Below are 18,415 nucleotides of genomic sequence, written 5' to 3' on the forward strand. Positions count from 1 at the left end.
GGACGGATTCGAACCATCGAAGGCAGTGCCGGCAGATTTACAGTCTGCTCCCTTTGGCCACTCGGGAACCCCTCCAGAGGATTTTTATACTTAGTAAGATGTTTTCCCAACTCATCTCCCAAGTGCGGAGCGAATCATAGCAAACTCGCTCAGGCTGTAAAGCGTTTTTCTTACGTTTTTACGTTGAATGCTGTCTTTTTGGGCAAAGATGGTAGAAAGTCAGCGTTTTGTTTGTCCTTTGAACAGAAGAGAAGCGCGCTTTTTACTTGAATTTACACTACTTGACGTTAAACACCGTATCTACTGATAAACTGTAAGCAGTTTAATGACATAAGTTTATTCGTTTAGAAGTCAATATCATGAGCATGAAAGCCACGTTATCGTTATCTGTTTTAACGCTTTCTATATTACTGAGTTCTCCATCGGTTTGCGCTGCGATGCGAGGAGGCTCAGCGGTTACCGTTGTGACTGAACAAGTAGAAACGCACGAGATCAATCAATCCTTAACTCTTATCGGCAAATTAAAGGCAGCGGAGTCTGTGGTTGTCGCATCGGAAGTCGCCGGCAAAGTGAATCAAATCGCTGTTAAAGCGAATCAAAATGTTCAGCAAGACCAGTTATTAATTAAGTTAGATGACGATAAGGCTCAAGCCGCTTTGATTGAGGCAAAGGCGTATCTAAAAGATGAACAGCGTAAGTTAAAAGAGTTCCAACGTTTGGTTAAGCGGAATGCGATTACTCAAACTGAAATCGATGCACAAAAAGCCAGTGTTGAAATAGCACAAGCGAGGCTAGATGCTGCTCAAGCCAATTTAGCTGATCTCCATATTACTGCTCCATTTTCTGGCACTGTTGGTTTTATCGATTTTAGCCGCGGCAAAATGGTCAGTGCGGGTACTGAACTTTTGACGTTGGATGATCTTTCCGTCATGGAACTGGATTTACAAGTACCGGAGCGCTATTTATCGATGCTTTCTATTGGTATGGAAGTCATCGCTAAAACCAGTGCATGGGGTAGCCAGATCTTTACTGGTCAAGTCACAGGTATTGATACGCGTATCAGCGCCGAAACACTGAATCTTCGCGTGCGTATTGAGTTTGATAACCCAGAAAATCAATTGAAGCCGGGCATGTTGATGAACGCTTCACTAGCATTTCCTGCTATTAAGGCGCCAATCATTCCTGTTCAAGCACTTGAATACTCCGGAACTAAACGTTTTGTATATGTAATTGATGAAAATAACAAAGCTACTCGTCAAGAAGTGTCGCTAGGTGCTCGTGTTGGTAACGAGGTGGTGATCGAATCTGGTGTTGAGATTGGTGACAAGATTGTGGTTCAAGGCATTGTTAACATGCGTGATGGTGTCGAAGTGAAAGAAATTGTCGCGCCACTAAAATCGAACACCACGGATGTGACACGCAATGACAGTGAATCGGATGAGGAAGAAAACTAATGTTACTGTCCGACGTTTCAGTTAAACGCCCTGTCGCGGCGTTGGTTCTGAGCATGCTGTTGTGTGTGTTTGGCTTTGTGTCATTCACCAAATTAGCCGTTCGTGAAATGCCTGATATAGAAAGCCCTGTCGTTTCTATCAGTACGCGTTATGAGGGTGCATCGGCGACTATTATTGAAAGCCAAATTACCTCCGTTTTGGAAGACCAGCTTTCTGGGATCAGTGGGGTTGATGAAATTAGCTCCACTACTCGTAACAGCATGTCGCGTATCACGATCACGTTTGAGCTAGGTTACGATCTCAACACAGGTGTGAGCGACGTGCGTGATGCCGTAGCTCGTGCTCAGCGCTCGCTACCTGATGAAGCGGATGACCCTATTGTTTATAAGAATAATGGCTCGGGAGAGGCGTCGCTCTACATCAATCTCAGTTCTGCAGAGATGGACCGTACTCAATTAACCGATTATGCCGAACGTGTATTGATGGACCGCTTTAGCCTGATCTCTGGGGTTAGCTCCATTGATCTCTCCGGTGGTTTGTACAAGGTCATGTACGTGAAGCTTAAGCCAGAACTAATGGCTGGACGTTCAGTTACAGCTTCGGACATTACATCAGCTTTACGAAGTGAGAACCTAGAAAGCCCAGGTGGTGAAGTTCGCAACGACTCAACAGTAATGTCCGTGCGTACGGCTCGTACTTATAACACGCCTGAAGATTTTCAATATCTTGTCATTAAACGCGCAAGCGACAATACACCTATCTATTTAAAAGATGTAGCAGATGTCTTCATTGGTGCAGAAAACGAAAACTCAACCTTCAAAAGTGATGGTGTAGTAAACATCAGTCTTGGTGTGGTACCGCAGTCAGACGCAAACCCGTTAGAAGTAGCGAAGCTGGTTAGGTCTGAAGTCGATAACATCCAGAAGTTCTTACCAGAAGGTACACGTCTTGCGATAGATTACGACGCGACAGTATTTATCGAGCGTTCAATCGAAGAGGTGTACAGCACGCTATTTATCACAGGCGGCCTGGTGATTTTGGTGTTGTACATTTTCATCGGCCAAGCGCGTGCAACCTTAATTCCTGCGGTTACGGTGCCTGTTTCTCTGATTTCTTCGTTCATTGCCGCGTACTACTTTGGGTTTTCTATCAACTTGATCACCTTGATGGCGTTGATATTATCGATTGGTTTGGTGGTGGATGACGCAATTGTGGTTGTAGAGAATATCTTCCACCATATTGAACGCGGTGAATCGCCATTACTCGCCGCATATAAAGGCACCAGAGAGGTTGGTTTTGCTGTTATAGCAACAACATTAGTGCTGGTGATGGTGTTCTTACCGATCTCCTTTATGGATGGCATGGTAGGTCTACTATTTACAGAGTTTTCTGTATTGCTGGCTATGTCTGTCATATTCTCCTCTTTGATTGCCCTGACGCTGACTCCTGTATTAGGTAGTCAGATTTTGAAAGCGAATGTAAAACCAAATCGATTCAATGAAGCGGTTGATCACTTGTTTAGCAAGCTTGAGAGTGGCTATCGCGCATTATTGAAAGGCGCATTGAAAGTACGTTGGGCTGCTCCGCTGGTGATTCTAGCTTGTTTGGGCGGTAGCTATTTCTTGATGAATCAGGTACCGGCCCAACTGACCCCACAAGAAGATCGCGGTGTGATATTCGCGTTTGTGCGCGGTGCAGATGCTACGTCATACAATCGTATGTCAGCCAATATGGATATTGTCGAAGACCGATTGATGCCATTACTAGGGCAAGGTTATCTGAAGTCATTCAGCATCCAAACGCCAGCGTTTGGTGGCCAGGCAGGAGACCAGACAGGCTTTGTGATCATGATTCTAGAAGATTGGAACGAACGTGATATCACGGCTCAGCAAGCCCTTAACAAAGTACGGAAAGAATTGGCAGGTATCCCAGATGTTCGAGTGTTCCCATTTATGCCAGGTTTCCAAGGTGGTTCGAGTGAGCCAGTTCAGTTCGTATTAGGCGGCTCTGATTACGGTGAGCTCGTTGTTTGGGCTGAAATGCTAAAGAACAAAGCAGAAGAATCACCAATGATGGAAGGAGCAGAGATAGATTACTCGGAAAAAACGCCTGAGTTATTGGTTACAGTTGACCGACAGCGTGCCGCAGAGCTAGGAGTCAGTGTTCAAGACATTTCTGACACCCTAGAAATCATGCTCGGTGGTAAAAGCGAAACGACTTATGTTGAGCGTGGCGAAGAGTACGATGTGTATCTTCGCGGTGATGAAAATAGCTTTAATAATGCTGCAGATTTAAGTCAGATTTATCTGCGTACGAATAGCGGTCAGCTAGTGACGTTAGATGCGGTCACAAAAATTGAAGAAGTGGCGGCCTCTATTCGTCTTTCTCACTACAACAAACAGAAGTCCATCACTATTACTGCCAACCTGTCGGAAGGTTATACATTAGGAGATGCGCTGAATTACCTAGACCAGGAAGCCATCGACAACTTACCGGGTGACATTTCGGTGAGCTATTCGGGGGAGTCGAAAGACTTTAAAGAGAACCAAGCGAGTGTTGCTGTTGTGTTTGCATTGGCACTACTAGTGGCGTATCTCGTGTTGGCGGCTCAGTTTGAAAGCTTCGTAAACCCGTTAGTGGTCATGTTTACGGTGCCGATGGGTGTATTTGGTGGCTTCCTTGGTTTGGTTATTATGGGCCAAGGTATGAACATTTATAGCCAGATCGGCATGATCATGTTGATTGGTATGGTGACGAAAAACGGTATTTTGATCGTAGAATTTGCCAATCAGCTACGTGATCGTGGCGTTGGGTTTGAAAAAGCGATCATTGATGCAGCTGCGCGACGTCTACGTCCAATCTTGATGACTGCGTTTACCACACTTGCTGGCGCAATTCCGTTGATCGTATCGACAGGGGCGGGTTATGAGAGCCGTATTGCCGTGGGTACGGTAATCTTTTTCGGGATGGGGTTTGCGACATTGGTGACCTTGTTTGTTATCCCGGCAATGTACCGATTGATTTCGGCGAAAACACAAGCACCAGGTCATGTAGAAGCAGAGTTAAACAAAGCAATTAGCCATGATACGAAGGGCCGTGTTGCCCACCCCTAGCAGTAGCACGTAAAGCTTTGATTGAAAACGCCGGGCAATTTTTGTTCGGTGTTTTTTTATATAGATAGTGATTACTTATAGATTTAATGATTATTTTTGTTTATTATTTCGCCACTTCTTCGAGGGGCACAGGACTCGCTCATCGTTTTGACTGAATGTTGGATCTTGTTAGGTTTAATGCTAGGAAAGCAGCCTATGCCTATTATTATTGAGGTGTTTCCTTGAAAAAAGTACGTGGTAGTTACATGGTCGAAATGGTTTTAGTTGCGGGTGTTATGGCGTTGCTAGCAACTACCGCACTTCCAACGTTGACGAATGCATTAAAAGATCGTCAAGATGGTATTTTGCATTCTCTCGATGCTGGTCAACCAAGCAACCATGTGAACAAAGAGGCAACAGAAACGTTCTCTGTTCAGTAAATGACGACATACTATAGAATCTAAAAGAAGCCGAGGTAAAACACTCGGCTTCTTTGTTTTTCAATTATGGAAACTTGGTGCTATCTAATGTTAGAAGCGTTTCCCTAGGCTGATTTGTACACCTTCGTAGCTGTCGTAAAAATCTTCAAAACCCATATCCGCGACATTATAAATGTACTCTGCGCGTAACCAGATATCTTTGCTCATATCCCAATGGACACCAGCACCGATGTTGAATAGTGCGCCTGAATCATCTGTGACTTTTTGTTCGTTTGGAACATACATTTCAGCTTGAGTGCCAAGCGCAGTTACGCGACCAAACAGTGACAGCGGCGTATCGCCTAAGTTATCACTTGTTACAACAGCAGACATACCTGCTTGGTAATAGTGAAGATCTAAGTCAGTTTTTAGAGCATCGTTCTTAAGTTCATTTTGTGAATAGCGCAGAACCCCTTCAAACGCGAGGTATTGGTTTACATGGTAACCCCAGCCAACTGTGATATGTGGTGTTGACCACTCATTGTCTCTATCCGAGCCGAAGTACGGTGTATCAAAACCAACGTTACCAGTACCCAGATAAAAATAAGATTGATGAGCTTGTTCTTGAGCAGCTAAAGTTGGCACGCTAATGGTCAAGGCAGACAATAATAGAATGGCGTTTTTCATAACTAGACGATAACCTTGGTAAAAGACCGTTGTAATGATTTGTTTAAATGTTAATTTAATCAATAGGATGGATGGTAATTATCATATCAGCTTTTATCAAAGGTAGTGATTTTAGAATGGGAATTGTTGCGCTAAAGCATACTTCTTACTCATGACTACCGACTAACTAGATATGGTGACGAAAGCTAGTTAAATAAGAGAGAAGGAAAGGAAAGTGGCTGAATTCAAATACAAAAACTTGACTCAAGAAGAACAAGATAAGTTAGACGCGGCGACATTTCGCCGTTTATTGGCGCATTTAGATGCCAACAAAGACGTACAAAACATCGACCTGATGATCCTTGCGGGCTTCTGTCGCAACTGCTTTAGCAAATGGTATAAATCTGAGGCTGAAAATCTCGGTTTGGATTTAGATATTGATGACGCTCGCGAACGTGTTTACGGGATGACTTACGATGAATGGAAACAAAATCATCAACCAGCGGCAACGCCAGAACAATTGGCTGCGTTTGAAGCGCGCCAGAAAAAGTAAAACCCAGCGATAAAAACAGCCCGCATGAAGTTGGGCTGTTTTTAAAGTCCAGTTTGCACGTTAAGCGTTAGTTGAGCCGCAACAAGCTGGCTCAACGCAACCTTTTGCTTGAATGACTTCGAGTTGAGCTAAGTAAGGTTGAATATCGCCGATGTTCTCTTTTACCCATGTTAAGTCATAATACGTATCTAGGTAACGCTCTCCAGAATCACATAGAAGCGTCACGATAGAACCCTTCTCACCGCGTTGTTTCATCTCACAAGCCAATTGCAGCACGCCGTAAAGATTGGTGCCTGTTGATGCGCCGACTTTACGCCCAATCAGCTGAGATACCCAATGGGCAGTTGCCACACTGGCTGCGTCTGGAATTTTGCGCATTTCATCAATGACACCAGCAATAAAGCTTGGTTCGACACGTGGTCGCCCGATACCTTCAATTTTGCTGCCAGTATCACCTTTCAATGAGTGATTTCCTGACTGGAAAGCGTCGTAAAACACTGAGTTTTCAGGGTCTACCACGCAAAGCTTGGTGTCGTACTTTTGGTAACGAATAAAACGGCCAATGGTTGCTGATGTGCCGCCTGTTCCAGGGCTCATCACTACCCAGCTAGGAATCGGGTGATCTTCTAACTCCATTTGGCTAAAGATAGAGTTCGCGATGTTGTTGTTACCGCGCCAGTCAGTCGCACGTTCAGCATAAGTAAACTGATCCATGTAGTGACCATTTAGCTCTTGAGCCAAGCGTCGAGACTCGTCATAAATCTGATCTGAGCGCTCTACAAGATGCGCTTTACCACCGTAAAACTCAATTTGTTCAATCTTTTTACGTGCGGTGGTTTTCGGCATAACAGCAATGAACGGTAAGCCAAGTAAACGCGCAAAATACGCTTCCGAAACGGCAGTGCTGCCTGAGGACGCCTCGATTACAGTGGTTTCAGGACCAATCCATCCATTACAAATAGCATAAAGAAACAATGAGCGCGCCAATCGATGCTTAAGAGAGCCTGTAGGGTGCGTACTCTCATCTTTTAGATAGATATCGATACCATCAAGAGAAGGTAGTTCGAGTTTAAATAAGTGAGTATCAGCAGAACGTTGGAAGTCTGCTTCAATTTTACGCACTGCATTGTTGATCCAATTGTGGTCAGTACACATGGCGTCTCTCCTTGGGAAATCGATAGATAAGTATTAGATAGGGATAATTTATCTATAATTTTCGAGAAAAACTTTGCTATTGTTACTCTTAATAAAGATATCTGTAGAAAAATTTTCTACATTTTATGGGTTTTATAGAAATGAGTTTAGATCGAATAGATAAGCAGCTACTTGCTTTACTACAAACCGACAGCACCTTGTCATTAAATGACGTGGCTGAGCGAGTCAATCTTACTACAACACCATGCTGGAAGCGCTTGAAAAGGTTGGAAGAAGAGGGCTACATCGAAAAACGCGTGGCGTTGTTAAGTGCAGAAAAGCTCGAGCTATCTTTCATTGCATTTGTTCAGTTAAAAACGATTGATCATTCCGAAGGTTGGTATCACCATTTTGTTACAACTGTGAGTGACTTTCCTGAGGTAATGGAGTTTTATCGTATGGCTGGCGAGTATGACTACATGATGAAAGTACTAGTCAAAGATATGAAGTGTTTTGACGAATTCTATAAGCGGTTAGTTAATAGCGTAAAAGGGCTATCTAATGTGACTTCAACATTTGCTATGGAGTCCATTAAATACACAACAGAGTTACCAATCCTAAAATAGCTCGCCCTATAAGAATTCTATCTAATGTTAATTCTACCTTTTAGTTTTTTAAATGTTAAAAGGTAGTTTGATTATGCTTTTAAAACTATTTCCTACCAGATTTTTATAAATATAAACGATATTTATTCTCTCTTCTATTTTTCATTAACCATTTGTTTTTACAGTCCATTAATCCTGTACATCATAATGAAAGAAAAAATAACGCAATTTTTTCTCTTTCTTTTTCATGTTTTATTTTATTGAATATTAATTTTTACTAAATTAATGGAAGAGTTTGATTTAAACGTTTGCTTTTTGTTTTTTCATGTAATTTGGTCGCTATTTTTGAGTATTTGTTTTTAGGATTAATACAGTAGCAATTACTTAAGTAATAAAGTACTCAAAAATGGGGATAGTGATTAATAAAACATCGTATTATTATCGCCCCATCTTGTATGTAACAAAGTATTACTAAAAATGAACAGAAATTACTATTTGCTTTTTCTCGCAGCTTTACTCGCTGGCTGTGGCGGTGGGGGAGACTCTAAGCCGAACAATACGAAGACACCAACTACGATAACAAAGCAGAACCGTCCGCAATTAAAAGTTGAAGACACGGTATTGAAGTTTGAAGGAGTGGGAACGGTTACTGAAGCAAAACTGAGCAATGTACATGGGTCGGTATCTTACCAAGTCATTGACTCTAATCCGCCAAATGTCGTGAAAATTAATGACTCAGGAATACTACAAATTCTGCGCCCAGGAACGGCGACTATTCTTGCTACAGATAGTAGCTCTGCTTATGAATCTTCTGAAGCAAGATTTTCTGTCACTGTAGAGCGAGGCATCAATACTGAACTTTCAGTGAGTGATCTGAATTTCAATGCGATTGAGTCAGAAGGAAAAACGTTGATCGTCCGTGGCCAAAAAGGCGAACTGAGTTATGAGGTAGAAAGTGGTCATAACTTGATTCGTGTTGATGAGAACGGTTCGGTATATTCATTAGGTTCAGTTGGTCAGGCATCGGTGCTGATTACCGATTCAGGTAACGACTTTTACTTGCCGAAACAAGTTCGCGCTGCGGTTAAACTGCATGCAGTAGCTCCGGGGCAATTACAGTTCGCTTTGCTTGAAGACGAGTATCGAGAAGGGTTGACGTTAGAACCAGTGCGTCTAGATAAAGCTCAAACGCAACGTATTTCTTACAAAATTATAAATAGCGTACCAGACAGCAAGGTGGCCGAGTTGCTAGATCCTGAAACGGGTTTGCTTCTTGTTCATAATGTTGGTCGATTAACGGTTGAAGCGACTGCAACTTACAGCGACGCGTTTCTGGATAAACAGCAAACAGCGCAATTTTTTGTGGATATAAAACAAGGCAAGCGTCAAGAAATCAGCGCAGCGGATATCGTCACAACTTATGAGGAAGGTGGACGAATTTTCCCTAAGGTGACGAACGCCTACGGTGACTATGAGCTGAGAATCATTCGTGGTGAAGACGTTGTTGCTAAAACTGAAAATGGTGAAGCATTACTGATCAAAGGTGTTGGTGCTGCTGAAGTGGAAATTTACGAGCATGACATGCGTAATTATCCTGCAAGCAAAACTCGTTTTGATCTTGAAGTTAATCGCGCGCCTCATCCCGTTATAAAAGACATTGAAATGCCGCTTACCTATCAACCAAATCTTTCAATCCCTCTGGCGTTTAAAGGGCAAAAAGGTAACGTAAATCTAGTTAGCAGCTTACCTAATGGCTTACGAATGACTGACGGCAAGTTGGAGGTAGTGACTGCGGGTGAGTACGACCTTAAGTTTGAAGACGATGGTGGGGAGTTCTACCAACCTATTCAATTTAAGGTCGTCATCAAAGTTGCAAAGGCTGAAGGCCAACCCATGGCAACGCACGATTATGACGCTGTATACAGCAACAAATACAGTTTTGATCTTCACCGTGATTTTGGTTTGAGTGCTGACGAGCAAATTGAGATTGTAGATAACACCGCACCAGATGTTGTCGGTGGTTTTAGTGAAGGACGTCTCCATGTGTATAAAGCGGGTAAAGCGACGTTAACTGTGCGCAGAAAAGAGAGCGCGAATTATACCGTTGGTCCTGATCAAAAAGTCTACGTGACAATTCTGAGTGCGCCGAGTCGAATTGAAGTTCAATCCGATGTGGAAGAGATTTGGAAGGTTGACCAAACATTTCTTGCGCCGGAAATCTCTGGTGTGGTCGGGGAGCTTACTTATCGATTTGAAGACAACGCAGCAACAGATGTGGTTTCCTTAAACAACCAAACGGGTGCCATGAAAATTCTCAACGCGGGTAGCACAAAAATTATTGTTTCGGATGCGGGGGACGATAAAGTTAATCCGGGTGAAAGCAGTTTCTTGGTCACGATTAAACCAGGCGCAAACCCTGTATCGATTGCTTATCCAACCGTAGACTTTTCAGCGGGTACTATTATCTCACCAGTGATGAGTGGTGGTACTGCGAAGGCAAGTTACCGCCTTATTAACCAAAAAGATCCTGTGGTAGAGTTAGTTTCCCCTGATACGGGGCGCTTGAAGATTTTACACGCAGGCACGTACCAAGTAGAGGTTACTCTTACTGGACGCAACTACAAAGCTAAAACAATCGTCGTAAATGGCACTATTAACAAAGCGAAGCACCCTGGTTTAAGTACTTCTACAATGAAGGTGGAATTTGAACCATTTAAAAAGGTTAAGCTAGATTTTGGTACACCAATAGGAAAACGCAGCTATCAAATATCCGGCTCAACAACTAACGGTGTCGCTTCATTAGATGTTAATAAGGAAGAGCTGACATTACTTGACCTCCCACCGATAAATAAACGTTGGATTTCTCTTGACGTTTCGGAAGGGGAATCTCGAGATTACGAAGAGCTGGAAAGTAAGAATGTTCAGGTTTTTATAAGCTTCGCTGACAAAGGTGTTGCGGATCAATATGAATTGTTTGAGAAAGAACAAACGGTGTTGATTAGTACTCTGAATAAGCTTGAATTTTCCAATTTAGAAGAAAGTGAGTTTGGTTTGATGAACGTTCGTTCAGTGCGTGAGCCAACGGACGAAGAATTGAAATTATACGGCAAAGGTAAGGTTGCGAAGCTTATATTTAAGCCGGTGGGTAACGATGACCCAACTCTAATAAAAGCTGCGTGGGTACATGTGGCTCGATTTGATGGATGTACATCAGAACTGTTCGAAGATGATCTCAAGCCTTTTCAAGCAATTGACTACGATGACTCAGGATACTGTACCAGCGGCAGCACGATTCGTATGACTCGGTTCTTAATAATTGATGACTCGAAGATGGAAAAGGTAGAGTATGAGTTAGTAGCGCCTGTGATTATTTATCGCCGCGGCCAACGCGAATTTTTGCCAAGTGATAAAGGATCGTTTTTAGAGAGTAAGCCTGGTGGCTTTTATTTGGAACCTGGTATGATTCATAACGGAAACGAATTTGGAAAGCCGAGAACATTGTATGAATGGTCGGTTATTAACATGAAGTATCAACCAAATTAATCATCGTTTGATACCCATTAAAAAAGGAGTGCGGAACAGCACTCCTTTCTTCGTCTAGCGAACACGAGCTATTTCGTGTAGCGCATCACCCCTTCTTGCACGGCGGTCGCCACTAAGTGACCTTGCTGGTTGTATATTTCGCCACGGACCAACCCACGAGTATTGCTCGCCGTTGGGCTCTCTATCGCATATAGAAGCCATTCATCCATCTTAAACGGACGATGGAACCAGATAGAGTGGTCAATGGTGGCCACTTGAAAGTTAGGCGTCATTAATGAGACTTCATGTGGATGCATTGCTGTCACAAGGAATCCCCAATCGGATGCGTAGGCCAGAAGGTACTGGTGAATTAGCTGATTCTCTGGCATTTCACCATTAGCACGAATCCAAAGGTACTGTTTGGGTTCTGCTTTTTTGGGCTTCAAAGGGTTGATAACCGTAACGGGGCGAGTTTCGATTGGCTTTTCCCCGCAAAATGTTTTGCGTAAGCGTTTGGGTAGAAATTCTGCAATATGGCTTGCGAGCTCACTCTCTGAGGCAAAGTTTTCTGGACCAGGGATATCTGGCATTTCTTTTTGATGATCAAACCCAGGTTGATCGCCATGGTAGGATGCGGTTAAGTAAAAAATAGGGCGTCCATTTTGAATTGCCTTTACGCGTCTAGTGCTAAAGCTACGGCCATCTCTCAGATTTTCTACGTCATAAATAATAGGTTTTTCTGGATCGCCAGGGTACAAAAAATAGCTATGGAAGGAGTGTACCGTGCGTGTTTCTTCAACGGTGTAGCGCGCAGCAGAAAGTGCTTGCCCAATTACTTGACCGCCATAAACTTGAGGCAAACCTAGGTTTTCACTTTGGCCACGAAACAAGCCTTCTTCTAATTTTTCGAGTTGTAGTAGGCTGAGCAATTCTCGTAGTGGTTTACTCATTGTGTCTCCTCACCGTTGTCTTTCATTCCAAGTTACCTCAACAGCCTCACTCTTGTGAAGTGGCATAGTTAAGAACTATTGAGTAACTTAGAAATAGTATTGTTCCAATTATGAAACAAAATCAATTGTTTGATAAATTCTAACTCAGTCAAACTATTGTCAAATAAAGTGACAGGAAGCAGACAGTTTTATATTCCACACCTATAATTGCTTCGGTTTAATGCTCTTTTCGAGGAATATATGAAAAAAACACTACTACTTGTTACTTCTCTACTCTTTGGGGTTGCGTTATTGGGTTGCCAAACTTCTCAAAATACAGAAATGGAATCTACAGAGGCGTCAATGAAGACGATTACAGGTACAGTGGCTTATCGCGAGCGGATTGCCTTGCCACCAAACGCAGTGGTTACTATTGCGTTAGAAGATGTGTCCTTGGCGGATGCGCCAGCAAAAGTGTTGGCGAAACAGACATTCGAAACGGAAGGTAAGCAAGTTCCTCTTTCTTTTGAGTTGAGTTACGATAGCAATGAAATCAAACCAAACCATCGTTACAGCGTTCGTGCTCGCATTGAGGTAGATGGAAAGCTGCGTTTTATCAGCGACACACATAACGGTGTTATTACAGATGACGCACAAACTCACCAGTTAGATATTCGTCTAGTTGGCACACGTTAATACGACGTAGTGAGAACAAAAAATGGCAGCTTAAGGCTGCCATTTGTATTTTTTAAGTGAAGTTTTGCCAACTTCCGATACTTCAATCCCTTCTGCTTCTAATTTCTTTTTTTGTCGCTCTAAGTCTCTGCCTTTTAAAGATATTTTTCCTTGGCTATTTACCACTCTAAACCAGGGGAGTTTACTGCCTTCTGGTAAGTTGCCCAGTGCTTTACCAACATGTCTCGCATAGCCCGGATAACCGGCCATTTTTGCAATTTCCCCATAGGTGGAGACTTTTCCTTTTGGAATTTGGTGAATTACAGCAAAGATTTGCGCTAAAAATTGGTCCATACTCAAAAGTGTCTATTTTGGATTACTAAGGAATGGTAAACCATTGGACTTGTATATTGCTAACGGTTCTTAACCCTTGTGTTGCCAGCGACTCACTTTGAAGAATTACATTTTCTGTTCTTTAGTGTCGTTGGTTGATGAGCCTTAAACAGCATGAAGCAAACGCAAGCTAAGCTTGAATCTAGACCCTCTCAACGACTTTCAATCCCAGTTTTTGCCGTTGAGTTACCAAGTAGGTGGGGAAGCCAGGAGGCGCTATGATTTTATCGACACTTCAATTTTTCGTTACGACCTTACTCGCTGTTGTCTGCGTTCGGGCGATGAGTTTGAGCGAGGGTGACATTCCCGTTCTTGCACTTATGATCCCCGCGCTGTGGGTTCTGCCACAAGGTGGGTTCGCTGGCCTAGTATTACTGGGCGCGATGATGGCTTTTGGTGCGACACTCTCAATGCAGCCAATTGCTTTGTCGGTTGGTGTTTTGATCCTTTTCCCACTTTTAATGGTGGTATTTTCTCGTAGAAGCTCTTTAGGTGTGTTGCTCACCGCTGGTCTTATTGTACTTACACTGCAAGTTGGTCTTATGGTCACACAGCAAGGCGGTAAGCTGGATGGGTCTGCTTGGGTTACAGTGGTTCAAACCATTGCGGTTATGGCGATGTGGTGGTCGGCTGCGCATTGGACGCCATCCAATAAACACAGCTGGTGGCCGTTGTTTTTGTTGCTCCCATTGTGGATTGCAGGCCTACCGTACGCCGTTCTTATGGCGTTAAGTTTGACGGGAATGTTAGCGTCAATGGAAGCACTTGCGAAGCTTCAACATACCATTCGTTGGAGCAAATTATTATGTTGGACATTGCCGACTGTGGGTTTTGCCGCTTTAGTCGTCAGCCCGACCGCGGATGTGCCAAACCCTGTTTTCGTGGTTTGGATCTGTTTGTTAGGGACGGCTTGGATGACTGACTATATTTTACGTAGTAGCGATGAACAGGCTGAATTATGAATTTTTAGTCAGGTAAAAAGTGACATGTGCGGCAGAGTATCGAATTGGTTGTGGAACAAAATGGAGATTAGTATATGTTCTTCATTTCATATTTACTACACTTCCAATAATAATAACCACAATATAAGTGGTTGATTTAAGATAAGTTTGTCATGACAACTTTTGCTCGAACACTGTTGCTTTTTGCATGTTGCCTCTTGAGTTTGAATGTAAAAGCCGAAGCCCCTTTAATTGCTCATTATAAAGTCGCGACTGAAGCGGATGATGTCGTCACTCGTGTTCTTTTCAATGCTGCTTCAAAGGAGTTTGGCTTTATCGTTCAATACGTAAACTACTCCAGCTTTGATGCCATTCTAAATTCAGTAGCGAATGGGGAAGCGGACTTTGCTGCGAATATCACTTACACACAAGAACGTGCTCAACGTTTTAGTTATTCCCGCCCAACAAATATCGAATATACCTACCTCTTTGGTTTAAAAGATTCGACGTTGAGTGACATTTCGCGTGTTGGCGTCCCCAAAGATACAGTTTATGCCCAATTACTTAAACAACACTACCCTGAGCTAGAACAGATCTCTTATCAAGGTCACGAACAAGCAGTAACACTGCTACGTTCAGGTGCTGTGGACGGCGTTGTCGATGCCATTAACCAGCTCAAGCCGATGCTGATGGAGGGGTTTGACGCCAAGATGCTCAATGATCAGATTTCGATAAAGCCCGTATCCATCATCAGTAAAAAAGATCATCATCTTGAGGAGTTGGACACGTTCGCCACGTTTATTCACGGAGAAGCGGTGCAAAAGCAGCTTCGCGAAGAAATTTCCCAGTATCAATTTGAATTAAGGCGAGCAGCGTTGCGTGAGTCTATTCGTTTATTGCCCCTTGATTTTAATGAACCAATACGGATTAAGCTCGAATCTATCTTTCCATATGTTGTATACAACGCAGATGGTAGTGTCGAAGGGATGACGGCTGATGTAGTCCTGAGAAGCTGTGAGATCTTGGCTTTAAACTGCTTGATCATTAGTGAGCCTGGTGAAAGCTGGGGTTCTATGTACCATGAGTTTATCCAAGGTAATTTCGAAATTTTGGCGCCGTTAACGGTCAGCCGTGAGCGGCGCGCATTTAGCTACTTTCCAAAGCCCCATTACGCGCCAGCATCGGTGATGGTCAAGCGTTTAGGTTACAAGCCGAGCACATACTCTCATGTTTCACAGTTGATATCTGAGCGGATTGGCGTGGTTAAGGATGACTTTTTCGATCAAATGATGACGCAACTGTTACCGCTAAAAGAACTCAAACGTTATCGTACTCAACAAGAGCTCATTCAGGGGCTATTAAATGAAGAAGTCGATTACATTCCGATGGATACGGCGATGCTCAATCATTTTTTACGTCTCAGTGAACTGGTTCCGATAGAGCAGGATACCGCTATTGGCGAGTTTTATGAGTCACAACTCTCTGTTGGATTGGTCGCGAATGAAAAAGGAGCCATGCTTGCGCCTTTCTTCAGTCGAGCGATAGCGATGTTAGAAGTTGATAAGATCATTGCTCAGTACGATGTACGCCCAGATTGGCGTACCGCACTTGAATATGAGATTCGATTAGCGACGCAAACACAAGCTGTGTTTATCTTTGTATTATTGTTTGCTATTTGTGTTTCGCTTTATCTTTACCGTCAATCGAACACTGACAACTTAACAGGGTTAAGGAACCGTCGTGCGTTGCAAGTAAAGTATCGAAAAGGAGTAAACAAAGATCTATCCATACTTTACTTAGACATTAATCATTTCAAACGAATCAATGACACTTATGGGCATCGCGCTGGGGACGAAGTTTTACAACTACTGGCACTAAAAATTCATTATGTCTGGTCGGGAAGATGTTATCGAATTGGAGGGGATGAGTTCATATTGCTGGGTTATCCAACGCAAGCCGAGTTAACTAGAGCAATGAGAGAGCTCAGTAGAATCGACGTGAAAGGCAAATTATGTAGTGATTTGGAGTCTATAAGTATCTCTATTGGTTTCTCTGCAAAAAGGGAACGGCACATGAGCTTAGAGCAAGCGATGCATTTGGCTGATGAAGACATGTACATGAGTAAGCAGTCCTCACGGCACGACTCCTCTTATCGTGACTGTACGGTTTCATCATAAAGGAATGAATTGATCGAGTTTTGTCCAAACGATAATGAAATGATGAAATTCAAGGTTTTTGCTCTTGCATTATGAGAGCTGATACTGAATAATCGCCCCATCGATTGAGGCAAGACCTCTCGAAAAGAATTATGGGGCTCTGGTCCTCTCGCAACAATAGCTCGTGAACTCGGTCAGGTCCGGAAGGAAGCAGCCGCAGCGTGTGACTTGTGTGCCGGGATGTGGCTGGGGTCCCACCCTTTGAAAGCCCTGCGTTATCGCAGGGCTTTTTTCGTTTTTGAACCTTCTTTTATTTTGGCTACGCTTGGTGTTCAACGTCTTCTGATGATCAAGCTTCTTGAGGTTATTTAGGTATAATTTATAATCTCATCCGCTTGATACCGAATTTTCGTGAAGATTGTTTAGGGTACGCTCGCCGAATAACCATTTTCACCTGGGATACTTTAATGATTTCAAAAAACCAATTAAAACTGCTTCGTGCTTTAGGTCAAAAGAAACAGCGTAAAGCGCATGGCTTATTCCTAGTTCAGGGTGAAAAGAACGTACTAGAGCTAGCAAGTAGTTCATTGAAGGTGAAGCAGGTTTTTGCAACAGCGGCATTTCTCGAACAAAATGCTGGTACGCTAAATCGTTTTGATTGTGTTGAAGCATCGCTTGATGAATTGACCAAAGCGAGCACGCTTGTGAGCAATAATGCGGCCATTGCTGTGGTTGAAATTCCGAGTGTAAAAGAGCCTCAAGCGAAAGGATTGATGATTGCGCTAGATGGTGTATCCGACCCTGGTAATCTAGGTACGATTATTCGTGTTGCAGACTGGTATGGCATCAAGCACATTATTGCGAGTACAGATTGTGCTGATCCTTATAATCCTAAAACGATCAGTGCGACCATGGGCAGCTTTGGCCGCGTACAAGTGAGTTTGGTGGATTTGCCAAGTTACTTGGAACACGCCAAATTGCCAGTATATGGCGCGTTTTTGGAAGGAGAGAGCGTTCATAAAACGGATTTCGCTGCTGAAGGTATTTTGTTGATGGGCAGCGAATCTCATGGTGTGCGAGAAGCCGCAGCAAAATTCGTGACAGATAAGATCACGATTCCGGCGTTTGGCGGTGCCGAATCACTGAATGTCGCGATGGCGACTGGCATTATTTTAGACAACATGCGCCGCCAACATAGCTAACGCAACAATTACTTAATAACAAAGCCAGTCAATTTGACTGGCTTTGTTGTATTTATTGCCTAGAAAAATCAGCCTGGCTGAATCTTGCGTTTAACGAAATACAGTGAATGTTGTTCGGTGAGTTAATTTTGTTTTAGTTCAATAGGCTGTGCCTATAAATAAAATTACTCCTTTCCATTTAGTAAAATCAGGAAATTAGGCGACACTTATCTAAAGGCCGCAATAAAATGCCCTTAAGGAGATAAGAATGCATTCATTAAAAGTAAAAGATTACATGACGTTGCAAGCGGTGACTTTCACGAAAGATATGTCACTTTCGGCAGCTTTAAACAAAGTAATGCAAAGTGTCACACTAGGTGGCCCTGTCATTGATGAAAATGAAAAAGTGGTTGGGTTTTTATCGGAGCAAGACTTATTAGATAAGTTGGTGAAAACAAGTTATCACTGCCAAGATACACATACGGTACAAGAGTGTATGCATGATGATGTTTTATCTGTTTCTCCAGAAATGTCAGTAATTGAACTGGCTGACATGATGAAAGTTGGAAAGCCGAAAATGTATCCAGTGGTGGATGGCAAAGGTAAGTTGGTTGGTGTTATCACAAGAAGAGACGTGCTGCGTGCCATCGGAATGACATTAAATGAGTGTTTTAAGCATCCCGTTTAACCTCTCT

General features: G+C 43.1%; 15 protein-coding genes, 1 tRNA gene and 1 other RNA gene. 12 read left to right on the forward strand and 5 right to left on the reverse strand.

From position 1 onward, the window contains the following. A tRNA-Tyr gene (locus R7M92_RS05630) sits at positions 1 to 67 on the reverse strand. Between the two features lie 292 nt (positions 68 to 359). Between R7M92_RS05630 and R7M92_RS05635 the strand changes: the two genes are divergently transcribed. From R7M92_RS05635 to R7M92_RS05645, 3 genes are all read left to right on the forward strand, one after another. After that, entirely contained in the window at positions 360 to 1,454 is a 1,095-nt protein-coding gene (locus R7M92_RS05635; RefSeq protein WP_318132926.1) for an efflux RND transporter periplasmic adaptor subunit, read from the forward strand. After that, the gene (gene vmeF, locus R7M92_RS05640) at positions 1,454 to 4,567 is read left to right on the forward strand and encodes a multidrug efflux RND transporter permease subunit VmeF (protein WP_222712387.1); all 3,114 of its coding nucleotides are present in this window, start codon (positions 1,454 to 1,456) and stop codon (positions 4,565 to 4,567) included. Before R7M92_RS05635 ends, vmeF begins: the two co-directional genes overlap by 1 nt. 221 nt (positions 4,568 to 4,788) lie before the next feature. Further along, positions 4,789 to 4,986: a type II secretion system protein gene (locus R7M92_RS05645; protein ID WP_031781369.1), complete on the forward strand. Its 198-nt coding sequence runs from the start codon at positions 4,789 to 4,791 to the stop codon at positions 4,984 to 4,986. Positions 4,987 to 5,076: 90 nt separating this feature from the next. Here R7M92_RS05645 and R7M92_RS05650 read toward each other — a convergent pair whose 3' ends face one another. Continuing rightward, the gene (locus R7M92_RS05650) at positions 5,077 to 5,652 is read right to left on the reverse strand and encodes a porin family protein (protein ID WP_005378589.1); all 576 of its coding nucleotides are present in this window, start codon (positions 5,650 to 5,652) and stop codon (positions 5,077 to 5,079) included. Between the two features lie 214 nt (positions 5,653 to 5,866). On the opposite strand from R7M92_RS05650, the gene R7M92_RS05655 reads away from it, so the two are divergent. Then, entirely contained in the window at positions 5,867 to 6,184 is a 318-nt protein-coding gene (locus R7M92_RS05655; RefSeq protein ID WP_005378586.1) for a DUF1244 domain-containing protein, read from the forward strand. Between the two features lie 60 nt (positions 6,185 to 6,244). Here the strand turns inward: R7M92_RS05655 and R7M92_RS05660 are convergent, their stop codons facing one another. Continuing rightward, complete coding sequence (locus tag R7M92_RS05660; protein ID WP_005389952.1) at positions 6,245 to 7,339, reverse strand: PLP-dependent cysteine synthase family protein; 1,095 nt, start codon at positions 7,337 to 7,339, stop codon at positions 6,245 to 6,247. Between the two features lie 140 nt (positions 7,340 to 7,479). Between R7M92_RS05660 and R7M92_RS05665 the strand changes: the two genes are divergently transcribed. Continuing rightward, positions 7,480 to 7,944, forward strand: coding sequence for an Lrp/AsnC family transcriptional regulator (locus tag R7M92_RS05665; RefSeq protein WP_025998626.1), 465 nt, complete (start codon positions 7,480 to 7,482; stop codon positions 7,942 to 7,944). A gap of 456 nt (positions 7,945 to 8,400) precedes the next feature. After that, a complete protein-coding gene (locus tag R7M92_RS05670) occupies positions 8,401 to 11,466 on the forward strand; it encodes a cadherin repeat domain-containing protein (RefSeq protein ID WP_318132929.1) in 3,066 nt (1,021 codons plus the stop codon). 68 nt (positions 11,467 to 11,534) lie between these two features. Here R7M92_RS05670 and tesB read toward each other — a convergent pair whose 3' ends face one another. Next, on the reverse strand, positions 11,535 to 12,395 hold the full coding sequence (gene tesB, locus R7M92_RS05675; RefSeq protein WP_005378575.1) for an acyl-CoA thioesterase II: 861 nt from the start codon (positions 12,393 to 12,395) through the stop codon (positions 11,535 to 11,537). 240 nt (positions 12,396 to 12,635) lie between these two features. Here tesB and R7M92_RS05680 point away from each other — a divergent pair, with 240 nt between their 5' ends. Continuing rightward, a complete protein-coding gene (locus R7M92_RS05680) occupies positions 12,636 to 13,070 on the forward strand; it encodes a YbaY family lipoprotein (protein ID WP_258657366.1) in 435 nt (144 codons plus the stop codon). Positions 13,071 to 13,100: 30 nt separating this feature from the next. Here the strand turns inward: R7M92_RS05680 and R7M92_RS05685 are convergent, their stop codons facing one another. Next, the gene (locus tag R7M92_RS05685) at positions 13,101 to 13,403 is read right to left on the reverse strand and encodes a DNA base-flipping protein (RefSeq protein ID WP_005378570.1); all 303 of its coding nucleotides are present in this window, start codon (positions 13,401 to 13,403) and stop codon (positions 13,101 to 13,103) included. A 257-nt stretch (positions 13,404 to 13,660) separates the two neighbouring features. On the opposite strand from R7M92_RS05685, the gene R7M92_RS05690 reads away from it, so the two are divergent. From R7M92_RS05690 to R7M92_RS05710, 5 genes are all read left to right on the forward strand, one after another. After that, entirely contained in the window at positions 13,661 to 14,404 is a 744-nt protein-coding gene (locus R7M92_RS05690; protein WP_318132932.1) for a hypothetical protein, read from the forward strand. 152 nt (positions 14,405 to 14,556) lie between these two features. After that, a complete protein-coding gene (locus tag R7M92_RS05695) occupies positions 14,557 to 16,560 on the forward strand; it encodes a GGDEF domain-containing protein (protein ID WP_213903576.1) in 2,004 nt (667 codons plus the stop codon). A gap of 137 nt (positions 16,561 to 16,697) precedes the next feature. Next, positions 16,698 to 16,794: signal recognition particle sRNA small type (gene ffs / locus R7M92_RS05700), an RNA gene on the forward strand. Positions 16,795 to 17,006: 212 nt separating this feature from the next. Further along, positions 17,007 to 17,741, forward strand: coding sequence for an RNA methyltransferase (locus R7M92_RS05705; protein ID WP_005378485.1), 735 nt, complete (start codon positions 17,007 to 17,009; stop codon positions 17,739 to 17,741). Positions 17,742 to 17,988: 247 nt separating this feature from the next. Next, positions 17,989 to 18,408, forward strand: coding sequence for a CBS domain-containing protein (locus R7M92_RS05710; protein WP_258476891.1), 420 nt, complete (start codon positions 17,989 to 17,991; stop codon positions 18,406 to 18,408). The last annotated feature ends 7 nt before the right edge of the window (positions 18,409 to 18,415 follow it).

It is taken from the genome of Vibrio sp. Vb2880, from assembly GCF_033337975.1.
GTDB lineage: Bacteria > Pseudomonadota > Gammaproteobacteria > Enterobacterales > Vibrionaceae > Vibrio > Vibrio alginolyticus.